The sequence below is a fragment of the Affinundibacterium baiyunense genome, assembly GCF_018139645.1.
In the GTDB taxonomy this organism is placed as follows: Bacteria; Pseudomonadota; Gammaproteobacteria; order Burkholderiales; family Burkholderiaceae_D; genus Undibacterium; species Undibacterium baiyunense.
The window spans coordinates 448,399-466,252 of record NZ_JAGSPM010000003.1; the positions used below are offsets into that span (position 1 = coordinate 448,399).

At 43.2% G+C, this 17,854-nt stretch carries 18 protein-coding genes; 9 read left to right on the plus strand and 9 right to left on the minus strand.

From position 1 onward, the window contains the following. The first annotated feature begins 57 nt into the window (after nt 1-57). Entirely contained in the window at nt 58-561 is a 504-nt protein-coding gene (locus KDM92_RS07515; protein ID WP_212683757.1) for a response regulator, read from the plus strand. Nucleotides 562-618: 57 nt separating this feature from the next. Here the strand turns inward: KDM92_RS07515 and KDM92_RS07520 are convergent, their stop codons facing one another. The 4 genes from KDM92_RS07520 to KDM92_RS07535 form a co-directional block, all read right to left on the minus strand. Next, nucleotides 619-2,415, minus strand: coding sequence for a tetratricopeptide repeat protein (locus KDM92_RS07520; protein WP_212683758.1), 1,797 nt, complete (start codon nt 2,413-2,415; stop codon nt 619-621). A gap of 89 nt (nt 2,416-2,504) precedes the next feature. Next, nucleotides 2,505-2,888: an SMU1112c/YaeR family gloxylase I-like metalloprotein gene (gene gloA2 / locus KDM92_RS07525; protein WP_212683759.1), complete on the minus strand. Its 384-nt coding sequence runs from the start codon at nt 2,886-2,888 to the stop codon at nt 2,505-2,507. Between the two features lie 617 nt (nt 2,889-3,505). After that, nucleotides 3,506-4,030: a carboxymuconolactone decarboxylase family protein gene (locus KDM92_RS07530; protein WP_212683760.1), complete on the minus strand. Its 525-nt coding sequence runs from the start codon at nt 4,028-4,030 to the stop codon at nt 3,506-3,508. Between the two features lie 110 nt (nt 4,031-4,140). Then, a complete protein-coding gene (locus KDM92_RS07535; protein WP_189346031.1) occupies nt 4,141-4,689 on the minus strand; it encodes a peroxiredoxin in 549 nt (182 codons plus the stop codon). 380 nt (nt 4,690-5,069) lie between these two features. Here KDM92_RS07535 and asd point away from each other — a divergent pair, with 380 nt between their 5' ends. After that, nucleotides 5,070-5,921: an archaetidylserine decarboxylase gene (asd, locus tag KDM92_RS07540; protein ID WP_212683761.1), complete on the plus strand. Its 852-nt coding sequence runs from the start codon at nt 5,070-5,072 to the stop codon at nt 5,919-5,921. A gap of 290 nt (nt 5,922-6,211) precedes the next feature. Next, a complete protein-coding gene (locus KDM92_RS07545) occupies nt 6,212-6,859 on the plus strand; it encodes an energy transducer TonB (RefSeq protein WP_189346033.1) in 648 nt (215 codons plus the stop codon). A gap of 95 nt (nt 6,860-6,954) precedes the next feature. On the opposite strand, the gene KDM92_RS07550 is transcribed toward KDM92_RS07545, so the two are convergent. Beyond that, nucleotides 6,955-7,563, minus strand: coding sequence for a glutathione S-transferase N-terminal domain-containing protein (locus KDM92_RS07550; protein WP_212683762.1), 609 nt, complete (start codon nt 7,561-7,563; stop codon nt 6,955-6,957). 383 nt (nt 7,564-7,946) lie between these two features. Between KDM92_RS07550 and purB the strand changes: the two genes are divergently transcribed. The 5 genes from purB to KDM92_RS07575 all read left to right on the plus strand — a co-directional run bounded on the left by purB (nt 7,947) and on the right by KDM92_RS07575 (nt 11,822). Beyond that, complete coding sequence (gene purB / locus KDM92_RS07555) at nt 7,947-9,374, plus strand: adenylosuccinate lyase (protein WP_212683763.1); 1,428 nt, start codon at nt 7,947-7,949, stop codon at nt 9,372-9,374. Between the two features lie 231 nt (nt 9,375-9,605). Next, nucleotides 9,606-10,151 (plus strand): cytochrome b, encoded by a 546-nt coding sequence (locus KDM92_RS07560; RefSeq protein ID WP_212683764.1) that lies wholly within the window; start codon nt 9,606-9,608, stop codon nt 10,149-10,151. Beyond that, entirely contained in the window at nt 10,148-10,720 is a 573-nt protein-coding gene (locus KDM92_RS07565; protein WP_212683765.1) for a YceI family protein, read from the plus strand. Before KDM92_RS07560 ends, KDM92_RS07565 begins: the two co-directional genes overlap by 4 nt. 17 nt (nt 10,721-10,737) lie before the next feature. Further along, nucleotides 10,738-11,307, plus strand: coding sequence for a YceI family protein (locus KDM92_RS07570; protein ID WP_212683766.1), 570 nt, complete (start codon nt 10,738-10,740; stop codon nt 11,305-11,307). Between the two features lie 95 nt (nt 11,308-11,402). Next, a complete protein-coding gene (locus KDM92_RS07575; protein WP_212683767.1) occupies nt 11,403-11,822 on the plus strand; it encodes a MarR family winged helix-turn-helix transcriptional regulator in 420 nt (139 codons plus the stop codon). A gap of 217 nt (nt 11,823-12,039) precedes the next feature. On the opposite strand, the gene secA is transcribed toward KDM92_RS07575, so the two are convergent. Further along, a complete protein-coding gene (secA, locus tag KDM92_RS07580; protein WP_212683768.1) occupies nt 12,040-14,802 on the minus strand; it encodes a preprotein translocase subunit SecA in 2,763 nt (920 codons plus the stop codon). A 314-nt stretch (nt 14,803-15,116) separates the two neighbouring features. Further along, nucleotides 15,117-16,088, minus strand: a complete 972-nt coding sequence (locus KDM92_RS07585; RefSeq protein ID WP_212683769.1) for a M23 family metallopeptidase — start codon at nt 16,086-16,088, stop codon at nt 15,117-15,119. A gap of 101 nt (nt 16,089-16,189) precedes the next feature. Between KDM92_RS07585 and KDM92_RS07590 the strand changes: the two genes are divergently transcribed. Then, complete coding sequence (locus KDM92_RS07590) at nt 16,190-16,633, plus strand: DciA family protein (RefSeq protein WP_212683794.1); 444 nt, start codon at nt 16,190-16,192, stop codon at nt 16,631-16,633. Between the two features lie 70 nt (nt 16,634-16,703). Here KDM92_RS07590 and lpxC read toward each other — a convergent pair whose 3' ends face one another. Both lpxC and KDM92_RS07600 read right to left on the minus strand, forming a co-directional pair. Further along, entirely contained in the window at nt 16,704-17,639 is a 936-nt protein-coding gene (gene lpxC / locus KDM92_RS07595; RefSeq protein WP_212683770.1) for a UDP-3-O-acyl-N-acetylglucosamine deacetylase, read from the minus strand. 123 nt (nt 17,640-17,762) lie between these two features. Further along, nucleotides 17,763-17,854 (minus strand): IS3 family transposase (locus KDM92_RS07600; RefSeq protein ID WP_212683795.1); only part of this gene is annotated, 92 nt, incomplete at its 5' end.

Here is a 17,854-nt window from a genome sequence, read left to right on the forward strand (position 1 = left end):
GTTTCCAAATAAGTTTCGCTATACTTGTTTGCATTCAATTAAAAAGTCTCCCCAATCATGATGAGCCAAAATCCTGACGCCAATACAGCATATGGCAACCTGCATGTCCTTCTCGTTGATGACGACGAGTTTCTTTTAGAAGTAATGAAAGTCACCTTACGTGATCTGGGCGTAGCTTCTATCGTATTGGCAAAAAATGGTTTTGAAGGATTAAATAAATATCGTCAAGCGCAAGTGCGTCCCAACTTGATTATCTGCGATTTGTGTATGCCGCAGTTGGGTGGAATGGAGTTATTAAGTCATTTAGCACTTGATGGCTGCCAAGCAGATATTTTAATTATTTCTGGTCACAACTTAGTTCCTCCAGTTGACCAACATTGGGCGCTTGCAAATTACAATGGGCCTATTCTCAATTTAGCTGAAAAAATTGCACGCATTCAGGGCTTAAAAGTCCATGCAAGTTTTGAAAAACCGATCACTCGTGAAAAAATTATCGAGATGCTAGATTTGGTCGTTGCCTACAACTCCCCGGCTAAAGCAACTATACCAAGTGCCACTTAATTCAACGCCCGAACGATCTGCAAGATTCGCGCATTTGATCGTTACGGGCGTTGATGTTCAAGAATACGCTGTCATCACTTTGATCTGCTCACGTATTTTTTCGGCGAACCGCTCATAGTGTGCACCCAGCATCCCCCTTAACTCTTGATCGCTGATGTAATTAATTGACTCACGATATGCCGCCTTAAGCTCTTGCCCAGCAACCCATCGCGCTTCAACTCCAGCCAAATCACTAACACGAATACTTTGTGCACTTGGATTAGCCTTGACGTAATTAGCAATGCTTTGTTGATGTGCCACTACCAATTCTGCAACGCCAACGTTGAGGGGCAATTTATTTTGTATGATTTTCCCACCATACTCAAACGGAGAAATGCTTTGCGGTTGTGTCGTAATCATTGCACCGTCATCAAAGGTGGTAACGCACTCTATCATCTGGTGTTGCTTCCATTTTCCTGTCAAGAACATCACTAAAAATGCAATCAATCCTGGCCATTTTGGTTTCATCGTAAATGATGCTAAGCCAATTTCTCCAGACTCATCCCGAAACAAACGCAACATCACATGCTGTCCCAATACGTTGAATAATCCCATCGCTTCCGCGTCAGCGATTTTGATCATGCCAATTCTATCAGCAGCCTTTTGGATTTTCTGACAGTACTTTCGCTGATATGCAGGATAATCACCTGCATCAACCTCAAGTAATTCTGGCGGCGGTTCATGCGCGACATTTAATATTTGCCGTGCGATATTCATCGCTTGCATCGTATCGGGGTCATCGCTAATGTGTGCAGCGATAGCATCAGAAACAGAAGCACCATCTCGAATCGCTTGTGCTGCACCGAGCATAGCCTGCATCGCCATACTATCTTGTAGACTACGATCCTTTCCTCCATTGTCCAAGCCACTGAGCATCAATTGCGCCATCTGTTCCCGTTCTCCTGCGCCTTTATTCTCAGATAGCTTTCGTCTCTCGATAAAGTACTCTCGCTGTGGCGCATCTTCTGGCATCTGCGCCAAAGCACTATCATAAACATTCAACGCCTGATCATAGCACCCCAGATCATGCAATGTACTAGCTAGTTTCATCGCATGACCAGCTGACTTCCCTCGCTCCCAGCAGTATTGATAGTCCTCAACAGCAGCTTCCAAATCTGCTCGCTTATATCGCACTCCAGAAAGCGTACTAACTATTTCCGCGCTAGGCTCGGCGTCTATACTTTGATTTTCTGATACGACCAAAGCTCGACTTCGCGTAGCATCAGCACGTGCCAAACGATACTCAAGATGTTGAGGGCAAAGCAGAATCGCTTGATCGATAAGTCTATGAGCCTCAGCTAGGTTCTCTTCACTCACTTGGCCCGATTCAGAATAACCCAATGCATTTGCTAACAAGAATTGGGCTTGCGCCAACTGCGCGACAGACAAGGATGTGCTCGCATTGACGGTATCAGCAAGACCAATAATACGACGCAGATCTGAAATATTTCGCTGCTCAATCTCACGTTGAATTACGTCCCGTTTCTCCCTCGCTTTGCGCACATCAGCAGATTGTGCATCTTGCGCATAATCATCATCGGCATGTAAAGGAGCTTGTTGATCTATATAACAATCTGCATACACAACACGCTTAAGTAAAGCAGGCACATAATCTGGCATGCGCTGCTGTACAACCTCTAGAACAGCTGGAATTTCAGCAAAACGCTCTAATTTTTCTAAGCAATTAAATTGATGCCATCGCAGTGCACCCGATTGTGGAAATTTCGTGATCAATCGATCAATCAGTGTCAACGCGTGTTCGTACTGAGCTGCTCTGTAACATTGCTTAAATTCGTCAAAGTCCGGGTGTTGCATTCTCGTTCCCTCAATTGAAAATACTGCTTTTGTTGTTCTAACTAAAAATCTCCGTTCATCAAAGTAGCGCTTCAAAGCGCAATTGCACTTTATTGTTCATACAGTTCTAATGGCAATCCATCAGGATCTGAGAAGAAAAAGAAACGCTTCTTGGTGTACTCATCCACTCTAATTGGTTCTGGAAGCAATCCCTTTGCAAGCAAATCCTCCCTACTTTTTTCAATATCACTGACCACAAATGCAAGATGGCGCAAGCCTTGCGCCTCCGGATAAGACGGTCGTACCGGCGCATTGGTAAACGAGAATAATTCAATCTGACCACCGTCCGGAAGCGCCAAGTCCAATTTATAAGATTGGCGCTCTGCACGATAATGCTCGGCCACGACGCTCAAGCCTAAAGTCTCGACATAAAACCGCTTAGAACATTCATAGTTTGAACAAATAATGGCAGCGTGATGGATTTTGAGTAGCATAAGGGTGAGACACTCAACTTCTATAAAAATTCATTTACGAATTACAAATGATTCATTTTGCACATCAACGAGCAATCTAGGATGCTCACCAAATGCATAACTAAAACAAAGAACATCGCCACTTTTAAAGGAGGCATTCAAATGGAATGAACACTACCCAACTTTTCCCAACATTTCACTCAGCAAATTTACTTCTTTGAACAGACTTGAGGCAGCGCGCTCAGGTGCAGAAATTGCTTGAGCCAACTGTTCAAATATTTCGCGGTTTTGCATGAGAATGAGATATGAAAATGATGATAGATGCAGTGCATGAAATTACTATGCTTTAACCAACATAAAAGGGGCACAAGTTTATCGAACTATAGATATAAAAAAATCGAGCAAACTATGTTTGAAAAAATTGACGATACGCGAGGGAATTAAAAGTGACAAGGATATTATCTAGCGATAGAAAACACATTAAAAATCATCAATACAAAATGAAAAAGCCGCAAACTGCGGCTTTTTACATACGATGCTAGATCACTTATTTCGCACTACCCATATCGACCAAGATCTGCAGCGCAAGGGTTACAAAATCTGATTTCATTTGAATAGCCTCCTAAAAAAGTATCTACTTATGCAGTTTCAGCAGCAATCACTTGCGATGCCGCATTAATCACTGCAGCAATACGGCCAACATCACGTAATTGGGTCGTCGACATACCTTCTTTACGCAACAAGTCAAAGTGCGACTTCACGCAGAAGTGGCATTTACCAACGATAGACGCTGCCAGTGCATACATTTCAAAGCGACGCTTATCCACGCCACCATTAGTCGCATAGGCATTCATACGCAATTGCGCGCCCTGTGACTTCAAATCCTCGTCATCCGCCATTTCAACATACGGATACCACACGTTATTCATTCCCATCAACGAAGCAGCAGTCAATGCAGCTTGTACTTCTTCTGGTGCGATGTGACCCGAATTTTTAATCAGATCAATTAAAACCTTACTCTTTGCCGCGAATGCCGCAGCCAAGGCGACTCCTACAGCATCGTTACCTTCTAAACTAGAGCGTGCAATTGTGCTGTCTACATTCAAACGAATATCTTTTGCATAGTCAGGAATGCTATTTTTAATCGAAGTAAGAAATTCCATAGTTTTCACCTATTAATTAGAGCTTTTAAAACCCGCCGGAGCGGGTTGATTCTACTGCGAGCGCTAAAATTTACCGATCATTGGTAAGCATTGGCGAGCCGCAAACATCATTACAAAGTAGAGCCGCCAACTGAACGGTTGCATGGGCACAACTCATCCGTTTGCAAACCATCCAAAATACGCAAGATTTCAGTTGGATTGCGGCCTACGTTCAAGTTATTGACAGAAACGTGTTGAATCACATTGTCTGGATCAACAATGAAAGTTGCACGCAAAGCGACGCCAGCGTTGACATCACGAACACCCAACATATCTACCAAAGAACCTGTCGCATCACCGAATGCATAGTGATTCAATTTGTCCAAATCTTTGTGCTCACGGCGCCATGCCAATTTGCAGAATTCGTTATCGGTAGAACCACCCATCAATACTGCATCGCGGTCGGAGAAGTCGTTTGCCAATTTAGCAAATTCAACGATTTCAGTTGGGCAGACGAATGTAAAATCTTTTGGATAGAAATAAATAACTTTCCATTTACCTGGGAAAGACGCTTCAGTGATAGTTTCAAAAGCGGATACACCATTTTCTTCATGATGATTAAAACCTGGCTTAGCTGCTGGTACGCTGAATGCATCGAGTTTTTGTCCAACTGTTTTCATTGATTTCTCCTGATAAATTGAGATGAGTCTTACATTTATTGCCGATGCATGTTTTTTCAAGTCTTAACGATACATACATCAACGAATTTGGTTTAATTTCACAACTGGGACGAAGCTTATCACTATGAATCATTCAAATCCAATAGATTATTTCTAAATACCTCTTAGCTTATGCCTAAGTCCCAGTAATAACATAGTGCGCACATCAGATGAAATTGTGATGACATGCTAGCACAAACGTTTTGGCTATCGATACCCAAGATTGAGCTCTTGCACCACCAAATTCGCAGCGTCATTTATCCATTCCAGAAACGAAAACTTCGGTTTATTCAATATGACCCGCTATAATCGCAAATCCTTATTTAACTGACGAGTTTGCCGTGTCCGATCGTTTAGCTGTCCTCCCGCAATATTTTTTACCTAAATATTTATTAACTGCCTTCGCTGGACTGGTTGCGAATGATCGTGGTGGCAAGCGGACAACGCGATTAATCAATTGGTTTGTTAAGAAATACAATGTCAATATGCAAGAAGCGGCCAATCCTGATACCGCAAGCTATGCTAGTTTTAATGAGTTTTTTACACGCCCTTTACGTACTGATGCTCGTCCCATCTCGTCGGCAAAATATGTGTGCCCAGTAGATGGCGCCATCAGCGAATTTGGCAACATTGCCGCAGGGCAGATTTTTCAAGCAAAAGGGCATTATTTTTCTACCACCGCCCTAGTTGGCGGTGATGCCAGTCTCGCCGAAAAATATCATGACGGCCAGTTTGCCAATATTTACTTGAGTCCCCGAGATTACCACCGCATTCACATGCCATGTGACGGTCGCTTAACACGTATGATTTATGTGCCCGGCGAACTGTTTTCGGTCAATCCAACCACCGCGCGCGGCGTCCCAGGTTTATTCGCTCGTAATGAACGCGTGGTTTGTGTATTTGATTCTGCCTATGGTGAATTTGTACTGGTATTAGTTGGTGCAACCATTGTGGGTAGCATGCAAACTGCTTGGCATGGAATTGTGAATCCACCTCGCAGCAAAAATGTGCGCGAATGGCATTATGCAGATCAGCATATTCACCTAAAGAAAGGTGAAGAAATGGGACGATTTTTACTCGGCTCAACGGTCGTGATGCTGTTCGGCAAAGGTAGTATGCAATTCAATCAGGATTGGCAAGCTGCTGGCGCTGTTCGACTTGGTGAGCCTATGGGTGCTGCAATCAATAATTAAAAGAGTATCTTGATGCTGTGCGTGGTCTATTGAGATCACAGACTAGATCAAAGCTAGATCACAATCAGCATCAATGCCTCCACCGCAAGCTTCCTACAATCTAAAATCTTCCCGAGAATTTCCACCGCCACATTAAATCGAAGACACTAAGCTTTGATTTATTGAGCCAGCACAAACTTTATGATCCTGCACTGCACAAATTTCTTGCACAGGCCTCGATTTTGATACATAATCTAAATACGAATTATTCTTATTTAGATTATTAAACTTAATTTGGCAAGGCAGAGCATATGAATACGCTGCAGTCCCCACAACTTCCACGTCGTTTCGCAACGGGTAGCTTCATTGTATTATCCCACGTGTTAGTGTTTAGTTTGATTATTTTGAATCCAGTAAAACATTTCCAAAGCGCGCCAAAAGAAACGATCGTCATGATGGTACCTAGCGCACTTCCAAAACCAGTTGCGCCACCAAAGAAGATTGAAAAGGCAGTAACTCCGACAAATACAGTGCCACCTGTTGTAACGCAAATCGCTGTTCAACAAGTGACTGAAAATGCGATCACTGCGACACCAGTAACCGCCGAGACTATCGCACCAACTCCTCCAAGCCCAGCACCACAAACCAACGTCATCGCTAAATCGGAGCCAGCTGGACCTAAGCATGTGAGCGCGGTTGAGTATATTCACGCGCCACAAGCTGATTATCCGCCAATGGCAAGACGTATGGGCGAAGAAGGTCGCGTCGTCATGCAAGTACTGGTAAATGACAAAGGCCGTGCAGAAAAAGTCGAGATTGTGAAATCATCAGGCTTTGCGCGCCTAGATGAATCAGCAAAAATTGCCTTGCTACGTGCCCTGTTTAAGCCTTATCTTGAAGATGGTAAAGCGACCACGGTACTAGCGACAGCAAGTATTAACTTCTCGCTACGTGGCTAAGCCAAATATCAGATTTTGACCATAAAAAAGCATGCCTTATGACATGCTTTTTTTACGCCAAATGAATTGGCAAGATCTGTGCGTCAAAAAGTCAATTACTCTGGCAGCGTATCTTTAAATGAAGGGCGTTCAGATAATTTATCAAATAACTTGGCCAGATTAGGATATTCGTCACGCCATGCAATTGATGGAAAGCGAAAACTTAACCAACCTAAACAACAAGCGACACTAATATCTGCCAAAGTTAAATGATTGCCTACGCAAAACGCTGATTCACCTAAACCAAGTGACATTGATTTTAAGCCGGCATTTACTTTATCCATCTGCCGATTTACCCATGCCTCGCTCTGGATTTCCGGCGCGCGCATGGTGCGTTCAACGCGCACTAATACTGCGGCATCCAAAATACCATCGGCCAAGGCTTCCCAATTTTTCACTTCAGCACGTTCGCGGCCGTGAGCGGGGATAAGTTTGCCGACTGGCGTTAAGGTATCAAGATACTCAACAATCACGCGTGAATCAAACATCGCACCACCATCTTCCATCAAAAGACAAGGTACTTTGCCGAGCGGATTTGACTGCTGAATGGTCGTGTCATTTGCCCATACGTTTTCGAGTATCAACGCATAATCCAACTTCTTTTCCGCCATCACGATGCGGACTTTTCTCACGTACGGACTTGCAAGGGAGCCGATTAGTTTCATAGACTTTGAAAAGAAAAATAGATTAAGTTACATTAATTAGAATTACCGATTAGCAATGTAATTTACCATCGCTAGATGTTGACTTGGTGAAATTATAGCATTGCGCACTTCAATAGCTAGACACCAACTGTTGCCAACAGATCTTCAACAATTGTGAAATGCTGAAATAGCGATAGGCCATGTTAAAATGACGGCCTTTGATTTCGCTATTTGGTAGAGATTAAAACAAATTCAGCGCGCTTTCCTTGCATTTAATTGCGACTTCCTTATTACCCTTGATTTCAACTGGAACTATTCGCGACATAATTTGTGGCACCTCTACTGTGCGTTTGCACCTTCGCTACTAAGTTTTTTTACTTCGTTCTTACTTTTCTGGTCATTCTATGTCACTCTCCACTCTATCCGCCCTGTCTCCCCTTGATGGACGCTACGCATCAAAAGTTGATGCATTGCGTTCTACCTTATCAGAAGCTGGTTTTATGCATCACCGCGTAAAAGTGGAGATTTCTTGGTTACAAGCTTTGTCTTTGGCGGGTTTTGCTGAAATCAAACCATTCTCAGAAGCAGCAAATGCATTACTGAATCAAATCGCAAACAATTTTTCAGAAGAAGATGCGGCGCGCATTAAAGCCATCGAAGCTGTCACTAATCACGACGTTAAGGCAGTGGAATACTGGCTCAAAGAATCCGTTGGTTTAGCTTTACCTGCTAGCTACGATCACCTACCAAAGCGTGATTTACAGATTGCGCCTGAAATCACGGCGGAACTCAAGGCAGCTGCCGAATTTATTCATTTTGCATGCACCTCTGAAGATATCAACAATACCTCACACGGCATGATGCTCAAAACAGCGCGCGATAACGTCATGCTGCCAGCATTACATAAGCTGATTGATCGTTTGAAGGAAATCGCTCACGAAAATGCCAAGGTGCCCATGCTTTCGCGAACACATGGACAAACAGCAAGCCCAACGACCTTAGGTAAAGAGATGGCAAACGTGGTCGCGCGTTTGCAACGTGCGGCGCAACGTATCGCTCAAGTTGAAATATTAGGAAAAATGAATGGTGCTGTTGGTAATTACAATGCGCACTTATCTGCCTATCCTTCACATGACTGGGAAAGTTTTTCTAAAGACGTTATCGAAAATCGTCTAGGCTTAAGCTACAACCCATACACGATTCAAATTGAACCGCACGATTACATGGCAGAAATGTTTGACGCATTCGCTCGCGCAAATACAATTTTGCTCGATTTAAACCGTGATATCTGGGGTTACATTTCTGTTGGCTACTTCAAGCAAAAAACCAAAGCCGGAGAAATTGGCTCTTCAACCATGCCGCATAAAGTCAATCCTATTGATTTTGAAAACTCCGAAGGTAACCTCGGTCTCGCAAATGCGCTTCTCAAACACTTGTCCGAAAAATTGCCAATCTCACGCTGGCAGCGCGATCTGACTGATTCAACAGTCTTACGCAATATTGGCGTTGCGCTCGGTTACACTTTGTTAGCCTACGATAGCTGTGTGCGTGGTTTAAATAAATTAGAAACCAACCAAGTTCGCTTGGCAGAAGATCTGGATAACACATGGGAAGTCTTAGCTGAGCCTGTGCAAACAGTCATGCGTCGTTACGGTATCGAAAATCCATACGAACAACTGAAAGAACTCACGCGCGGCAAAGGAATCTCAAAAGAAGCCTTGCGTGAATTTATTGTCGGCTTAAACATCCCGCAAGAAGCGAAAGAGCAATTACTAGCAATGACACCAGCAAATTACACTGGTATTGCGGCAAAATTGGCGGCTGCAATCTAAGTTGAATTTGTTAGAGTTCGTTGATAAAGGCGAACTCAATGAATACAACTTAAATTAAATCAAAAAAGATAGTTGGAAACACATTAAAACTTCCAGCTATCTTCTTCCTAAACTCCCCCACCTTAAATAAGTCTCCTCTGAAATTGATCTTTTTTTGATCAAATCAAGCAAACTTTCTTTTTCTTTGCTATATTAGTCCTACTTCGAACTAATTTACATTTAGGAATTCGTATGCAACGCTACCCAACAATTAGCATTGTCATGCATTGGTTGATCGCAATATTGATCATCGCTGCATTTATTCTCGGCTCTTACATGGTTGATCTTAGGATTAGCCCCACCAAGCTCAAGCTGTATTCTTGGCATAAGTGGCTGGGAGTAACGATTTTAGGATTCGTCGCTTTACGCCTGCTGGTTCGGTTAATCAAAGGCGCTCCTAGCTATCCCGATAGCATGCAAGCATGGGAGAAACAAGCAGCGAATGCAGCGCATATTGGCTTGTACTTTTTGATGTTTGCGGTGCCTCTATCGGGCTACTTGTATTCGTATGCAGCTGGTTTTCCAGTCGTGTACTTAGGTTTGTTTGAATTGCCCGCATTAATTACACCCAATCCAGAATGGAAAGACAGCTTAAAAGAAGCACATGAAATCCTCACGAAATGTCTGTTTGCGATCGTCTTATTGCATATCGGTGCTGCACTCAAACATCAATTCATCAACAAAGATGGCGTCTTACAACGCATGTTACCAACCAAATCAAACAAGGAATCAACATGATCTCCCGCCCACTAAAAAAGATTAGCGCATCTGTTTTGGCTATCACCGCACTCTGTAGTTCTACGCTACTACTGGCCGCGAATCTCAATCTTGACGCAGGTAAAAGCACCGTTCATTTTGTGTTTAAGCAAATGGAGGTACCAGTTCAAGCACGGTTTAAAAAATTTCAGGCACAAATTGATTACAACGCAGCAAAACCTGAATTGTCTTCTGCCAAAGTAGAGATCGATTTGAATAGTGTCGACCTACCAGCCCCAGAGTACAACCAAGAAGTATTGAAGAAAGAATGGTTTAACGCCGTGCAATTTGCCAAAGCGAATTTTGTCTCAACCTCAATGAAAAATTTGGGTGCAGGCAAACTCGAAGTGAGCGGCAATTTAACTATCAAAGGTAAAACCCAAGCGGTACGTTTTCCATTGCAAGTGAAGAGTGAAGGTAAGGCGCTTAGTTTTGAAGGCAACTTACCCATCAAACGCTTGCAATTTAATATCGGCGAAGGTGAATGGAAAGACACCAGTATGGTCGCTGATGAAGTCATCATCAAATTTAAAGTAGTCACCAACCCTTAATTTATAGGAGCAATACCATGAAATTAGATCATTTCTTAGCAGTCGCTTTGTTTGCAGTTGCAGCGCCAAGTTTCGCACAGACATACAAAATCGATTCTTCCCACACTTATCCTAGCTTTGAAGCGGATCACAAAGGTATTTCTTTCTGGCGCGGTAAATTTACAAAAACAGAAGGTACGATTACTTTAGATCGTGCAGCCAAAACTGGCACCATGAACATCACGATCGATGCAAACTCAATCGATTTTGGTCATGCAAAAATGAACGAACATGCGAAAAATAAAGATATGTTCAACGTGCCACAGTTCCCAACCATCACTTATGTTGGCAAATCAATGAAATTCAATGGCGACACCTTGGTTGCTGTCGAAGGCGAGTTGACGATGTTGGGTGTTACTAAGCCAGTCAATTTGACCGTCAACAAATTCAAATGCATTCAAGATGCGATGACGAAAAAAGAAATCTGCGGTGCAGATGCGAGCGCAGAATTCAAGCGTAGCGATTTCGGCATGAACTACGCAATCAACTGGGGTTTTTCTCCAGATGTGAAGTTGGCAATTCAAGTTGAGGCTGTTAAGTCAAATTAATTCTGACTAGGCCCGACGAAGTCCAACAAACTTCTCTCTTGGAAGGCTGAATCAGCTTCACTAGCCAATCAGCCTTTCATATCTTCTCAATCATCATGGATAAACGTTACTTACGCAGCATTCGTCTCTTGGCAGAGTGCATGCAATTATTTGAGAAATCCTCAGCCAAACGCGTCAAGGCTCTAGGTCTGACCGAATCTCAATTTGATATTATCGCCACCTTAGGTAATACCAAGGGAATGACTTGCAAAGAATTAGGCGAGAAAACTCTGATCACCAAAGGAACACTGACCGGCGTACTCGATCGCTTGGAAAGCAAAGGTTTGGTTCAGCGAGAGCGTGGCGAAGACCGACGTCAATTGTTTGTCAAATTGACACCCGCTGGTGACACGGAATTCAAAAGATCTTTCCCTGAAATTGTTAATCAAGGCAGAGTGATGTTTAGCGATTACCAAAGCGCTGATTTTGATGCTTTGGAAGCGCAGTTAATCAAGCTCAAAAACACGCTTAGCTAATAGCAACACGTATTTAATCATCGCAAAAATTTCATCATCGGGCTTTTCAAGGACTGCTGACTTACGTCGTCAACACGCATCTGTAACCCCACCGAATAATCTAGCAAGATGCCAAGCCTCCTTCATTTTCAGCATACTGAGATTCAAATTCAAGAAAACAAAAAAAGACGGGAAATCCCGTCTTTTTTGTTTCACAATACAGCTAAAAAAATTCGTCTTAAACCAATTTTCCGTGGCATTGCTTATATTTCTTACCGCTGCCACATGGACAAGGATCATTGCGCCCAATCTTGAACCCATGATCAACCATCGGCACATTTTCATCTGCAGCGACAGGTGCTGGTGCTAGCATTTCTTCGGGAGAAGCATTCGCATCAAATTCAGCATGTTGGTAATGTACATTCTCGATTTGAGACTGCGCCATTTGCTGCTCAGCTGCTTCAATTTCTTCACGAGATTGAATACGAACAGTTACAACAATACGCACCACTTCGTTTTTGATCATATCCAACATTTGACCAAACAATTCAAACGCTTCGCGCTTATATTCTTGCTTAGGATTCTTTTGCGCGTAACCACGCAAGTGAATACCTTGACGCAAATGGTCCAAAGCAGCCAAATGTTCACGCCAGTGATTATCAATACTTTGCAACATCACGCTGCGCTCAAATCCAGCGAACGCGTCTTTACCAACCAATTCCAACTTAGCGTCATATTCCGCTTTTGCAGCCGCTACGACTTTTTCTAAGATATCCTCATCAGTCAAATTCTTTTCTGTTTCTAACAAGCTGACTAAATCAAGATTCAAAGACCATTCTGCCGCTAACACTGCCTGCAAGCCGGGTAAATCCCATTGCTCTTCAACTGTTTCAGCAGGAACATATTGACGTACCAAATCGTGGAACATGCCATCACGCAAGGACGCAATCATTTCTGACATATCATGCGCTTCCAGCAATTCATTACGTTGCTGGTAAATCACTTTACGTTGATCATTCGCTACATCATCGTATTCAAGCAATTGCTTACGAATATCAAAGTTACGTGCCTCAACTTTACGCTGCGCGGATTCAATTGAACGACTTACGATACCAGCTTCAATCGGTTCACCTTCGGGCATTTTCAAACGATCCATAATCGCGCGAACGCGATCACCCGCGAAAATACGCAGCAAGGCATCGTCTAAAGAAAGATAGAAACGCGAAGAACCTGGATCGCCTTGGCGTCCAGAACGGCCACGCAATTGATTATCAACACGGCGAGACTCATGGCGCTCTGTACCAACAATATGCAAACCACCAGCAGCAACCACTTGGTCATGCAATGATTGCCATTCGTCGCGCAATTTTTGGGCTTGCTTTTGCTTTTCAGCGTCGGATAAGGTGTCGGACGCTTCAATCATTTGCACTTGTTTTGCGACATTACCACCCAAAACAATATCAGTACCGCGACCTGCCATATTGGTAGCAATTGTGATTGCTTTTGGACGACCTGCTTGCGCAATAATTTCTGCTTCACGCGCGTGCTGTTTTGCATTCAATACGTTATGTGGCAATTTGGCTTTATCCAAAATACCAGACAACAATTCAGAGTTTTCAATCGAGGTGGTACCGACTAATACAGGTTGACCACGCTCATAGCAATCCTGAATATCCTTCAACATCGCGCCGTACTTTTCTTCGGCAGATTTGTAGACTTGATCTTGACGATCTTTACGCGCGGATGGGCGATTTGGTGGAATGACTACCGTTTCGAGATTATAAATTTCTTGGAATTCATAAGCTTCTGTATCCGCCGTACCAGTCATACCTGATAAACGCGCGTACATACGGAAATAATTTTGGAAGGTAATGGATGCCAAAGTTTGGTTTTCGTTTTGAATGCGAACACCCTCTTTCGCTTCGACCGCTTGATGCAAACCATCAGACCAGCGACGCCCCGTCATCATACGGCCAGTAAATTCATCAACGATCACGATCTCATCGTTCAAAACCACATAGTGTTGATCTTTGAAGTACAAAGCATGCGCACGCAGAGCTGCGTACAAGTGATGAACCAAAGAGATGTTCGACGCATCATACAAAGACGCACCTTCCGGCAACAAACCCATTTGCGTCAAAATACGCTCACACTTATCGTGGCCAGCTTCAGTCAATAAAACTTGATGTGATTTTTCATCTTTGGTGTAGTCACCAGGAACTTCTACCACGCCTTTACCATCCGGAGTTTCCTCACCGATTTGTAAAGTCAACAGCTTCGGTACTTCATTAATTTTGTAGTAAAGCTCAGTATGATTTTCTGCTTGTCCAGAGATAATCAAAGGTGTACGTGCCTCATCAATCAGAATCGAGTCAACTTCATCGACCACAGCAAAATTTAATCCGCGTTGAACTCTATCCTTAGCTTCATACACCATGTTGTCGCGCAAGTAGTCAAAGCCATACTCATTATTTGTGCCATAAGTAATATCTGAGCCGTAAGCAACTTGCTTCGCATCGTGCTCCAGCTGCGACAAATTGACCCCAGTGCTTAAACCCAACCAACCGTAGAGTTGTCCCATTTGATCCGCATCGCGTTGCGCCAAATAGTCATTGACGGTAACGACATGCACACCCTTGCCTGACAAAGCATTAAGGTAAATCGGCAAAGTCGCCATCAAGGTCTTACCTTCACCTGTGCCCATTTCAGCAATTTTGCCAAAGTGCAAGGCCATACCACCAATCAATTGCACATCAAAATGACGCATTTTCAAGACACGCTTACTTGCCTCACGACAAACAGCAAAGGCCTCTGGCAGCAATGAATCTAGCGTCGCGCCTTTTGCCAAACGCTCTTTAAATTCTGGAGTCTTCGCCTTGAGTTGATCATCTGACAAAGTTTCATACTTTGGCTCTAGTGCGTTAATTTCGCGCACAATTTTTTGGTATTGTTTCAAGAGCCTTTGATTACGGCTACCGAATATTTTGGTCAGGAATGACATGCTAGTAGTGAGTATGAAGGGTATAGGTTCTAAAACACTGCAATAAAATGCCAATGCAGCAGATATGATTAACTTTTAATTTTAACATGGCTCACCTAGCTTTCTAGAATTTCTGAGAGCAAGACAAGGAAGAACTTGTATGAGTTGGTGGCAAATCAGACAAATTCAAGACGGGATTTTGTCTTTGTGAAAAAAATGCTAGTGATTGGATAATAAAAAAGATAAGGAATATAAATGCGGAAGGTAGTTTTAGATAATTTAAACCATTTCAATTTCATGATTAATTACCAAATACCAAGTGACATGCAACGCAATTAAGGAGCGGTTGCAGCCAGCTTTGAGACATCTCCGCCATTACTACCAGCGTTGAGAAATTTATGCGGATTTTGCGGAACACCTTTAATTCTGACCTCAAAGTGCAAATGCGCACCTGTTGAACGTCCAGTTGAACCTATATTCGCGATGTGCTGTCCACGCTTTACGATATCGCCTACTTTGGCGAGCAATTTCGAAGCGTGGGCATAGCGTGTCAACATATCGCCGCCATGATCAATCTCCAGCATATTGCCAAATTCGGGATGATATTCTGCGGAAACCACGACTCCACCAGCAGCAGCTACGATAGGTGTCCCAGTCGGCGCAGAGAAATCTAAGCCCTCATGAAACGCGGTACGTCCAGAAAATGGATCCAAGCGTCGACCAAATGTTGAGGCATTGTAACCAACATTCACAGGAACGATTGTTGGCAATAATTTAGCCTGCAACTTGAAGCTCATCAACTTTGACTCAACCACATTTAAATAGTCGGAACGATAGTTGAGCTCTTTCGATAAACTATCCAGAGAAGCCTGAAAATCCTGTAAATTCAAATCAGATTTAGGCAGATCAGTAAGCACCTCCGCGCCCCCGCGTCCAGGTAACTCCTTAAAATTAAACTCTTCCGGCTTGACTCCCGCCAAACCTTGCACTCGCTCACCGAGCGCATCAAGACGAATCAGTTGTGCCTGCATCTCGCCAATTTTCACTGCCATTGCAGCTAGATTTTCTTTTACATATCGATCATTACCACCTAAAGAACCTGCGCTTGATACCAACATCGCTTGCGGTAAAATATTCTTTACCCAAGCCGACTCAGTATCCGCAAATCTGGAAAACAAGCCAATTAATGAAAAGGATGCTAGCAAGGCTAGCAATAAAAAAACCGCAAGAAAAACAAGTAGATGCGTGGATGACAAAGTAACTGACTTTGCCTGGGTCAATCGTGAATGCATGATAATGACTTGCATTAACTGTTACCTCCGTGATCAACAAGTTAAATTATGGTAATGTGCGAAATATGCAATCACCTCAACCAACTTACCGATTAAATGTCAAACGTGGCAAAAAGATGGCTCAGACCAATGAGATAGCGTCATTTCTACGACATAACGACAAACTATCCCCACTTTTACCGACAGTTAAGCGAAATATTTCGCTACAAAAAGAATGCAAGGCAGCTTTGCCTGCGATTTTCGATTGTTGCGAGGTCTTAAACCTCAATGAGGATCAGTTGGTAATGTCTACGCCAAATGCTTCTATCGCGGCGAAATTAAAGCAACAATTACCAAAACTGCAAGCCCATTTGCAACAAGCAGGGTGGCAGATTAACGCAATCAAGATTAAAGTACAAGTCAAACGCGCAATAGCCAAGCCCGAGCCAGTCAAGCAAGCCGTGTTAACACGTTCTGCATTAAGTGCTTTTGAAGAACTGAAAAATAATTTGGACGCAAGCCCACAGAATGCAGGCCTGCAAGCAGCACTAGCGCGCTTGCTTAGTCGAAATCAATGCTGACTTGGCGCAATTAATGAAGCAAATCAAGCAAAAAATAAGCAAAACGCAGGAATGAATTAGTTCATAAAAGCTAATTCAACGCCCATTCACGCTCTTCTTGATGTGCATAGGTTTTGGGCGCAGATTTCTCGTCTTCGAAGGTGACAATTTCATAAGCGTCAGGCTGCGCTAACAAAACACGTAAAAGCTGATTGTTAAGGCCGTGACCTGATTTATGCGCAGTATAGCTTGCTAAAAAAGGATGCCCAATTAGATATAAATCACCAATCGCGTCGAGAATTTTATGACGCACAAATTCATCATCAAAGCGCAAACCATCCGCGTTCAGTATCCGATACTCATCCATCACAATCGCATTTTCGAGCGATCCACCGCGAGCTAAGCCTATTCCTCGCAGCATCTCCACATCTTGCATAAATCCAAATGTACGTGCGCGCGCGACATCTTTAACGTAAGAAACTTGTTCGAAGTCCACTTCAGCAGTTTGATTGGTACCATCGACTGCGGGATGATTAAATTCGATAAAGAAATGCAATTTAAAACCATCATAAGGCTCCAAACGCGCCCACTTCTCTGATTTGCCGCTACCTTCACGAATTTCTACAGGCTTTAGCACGCGAATGAATTTCTTCGGCGCTTCTTGCTCCTGCATTCCAGCTTGCTGCAGCAAATAGACAAACGACGAGGCAGAACCATCCATAATCGGAATCTCTTCTGCGCTGACATCGATGTAAATATTATCAATACCTAGGCCAGCACAAGCGGAGAGCAAATGCTCAACAGTAGAAACCTTAGCACCATCTTTTGTTAAAGTTGATGCCATTTTCGTATCGCCAATGTTTAAAGCAGTCGCCGGAAAAACAACTGGTGGCACTAGATCCACGCGCGTAAAAATGATGCCCGTATTCACCGGAGCTGGACGAAGTGTGAGCGTCACTTTGGTTCCGGAATGCACACCGACACCAATGGTTTTCACTTCTTTTTGTATTGTTCTTTGTTTTAGCATGGTGAGATTATAAATCGCAAAACCAATTCACGCAGAAAATTGAAAATAGGTGCTGAAATTTAATTGGCATAAAAAAAATGCGCATCACATGAAGTGACCCCAAATAGTTGGACAGTTTGTTAGTTATGCATAGGAGGGCTGATTTCTGTATTGAACAGGACTCAGCCCTTTTAGTTTTAGTTTGATTCGCTCATGATTATAGTAGTGAATGTATT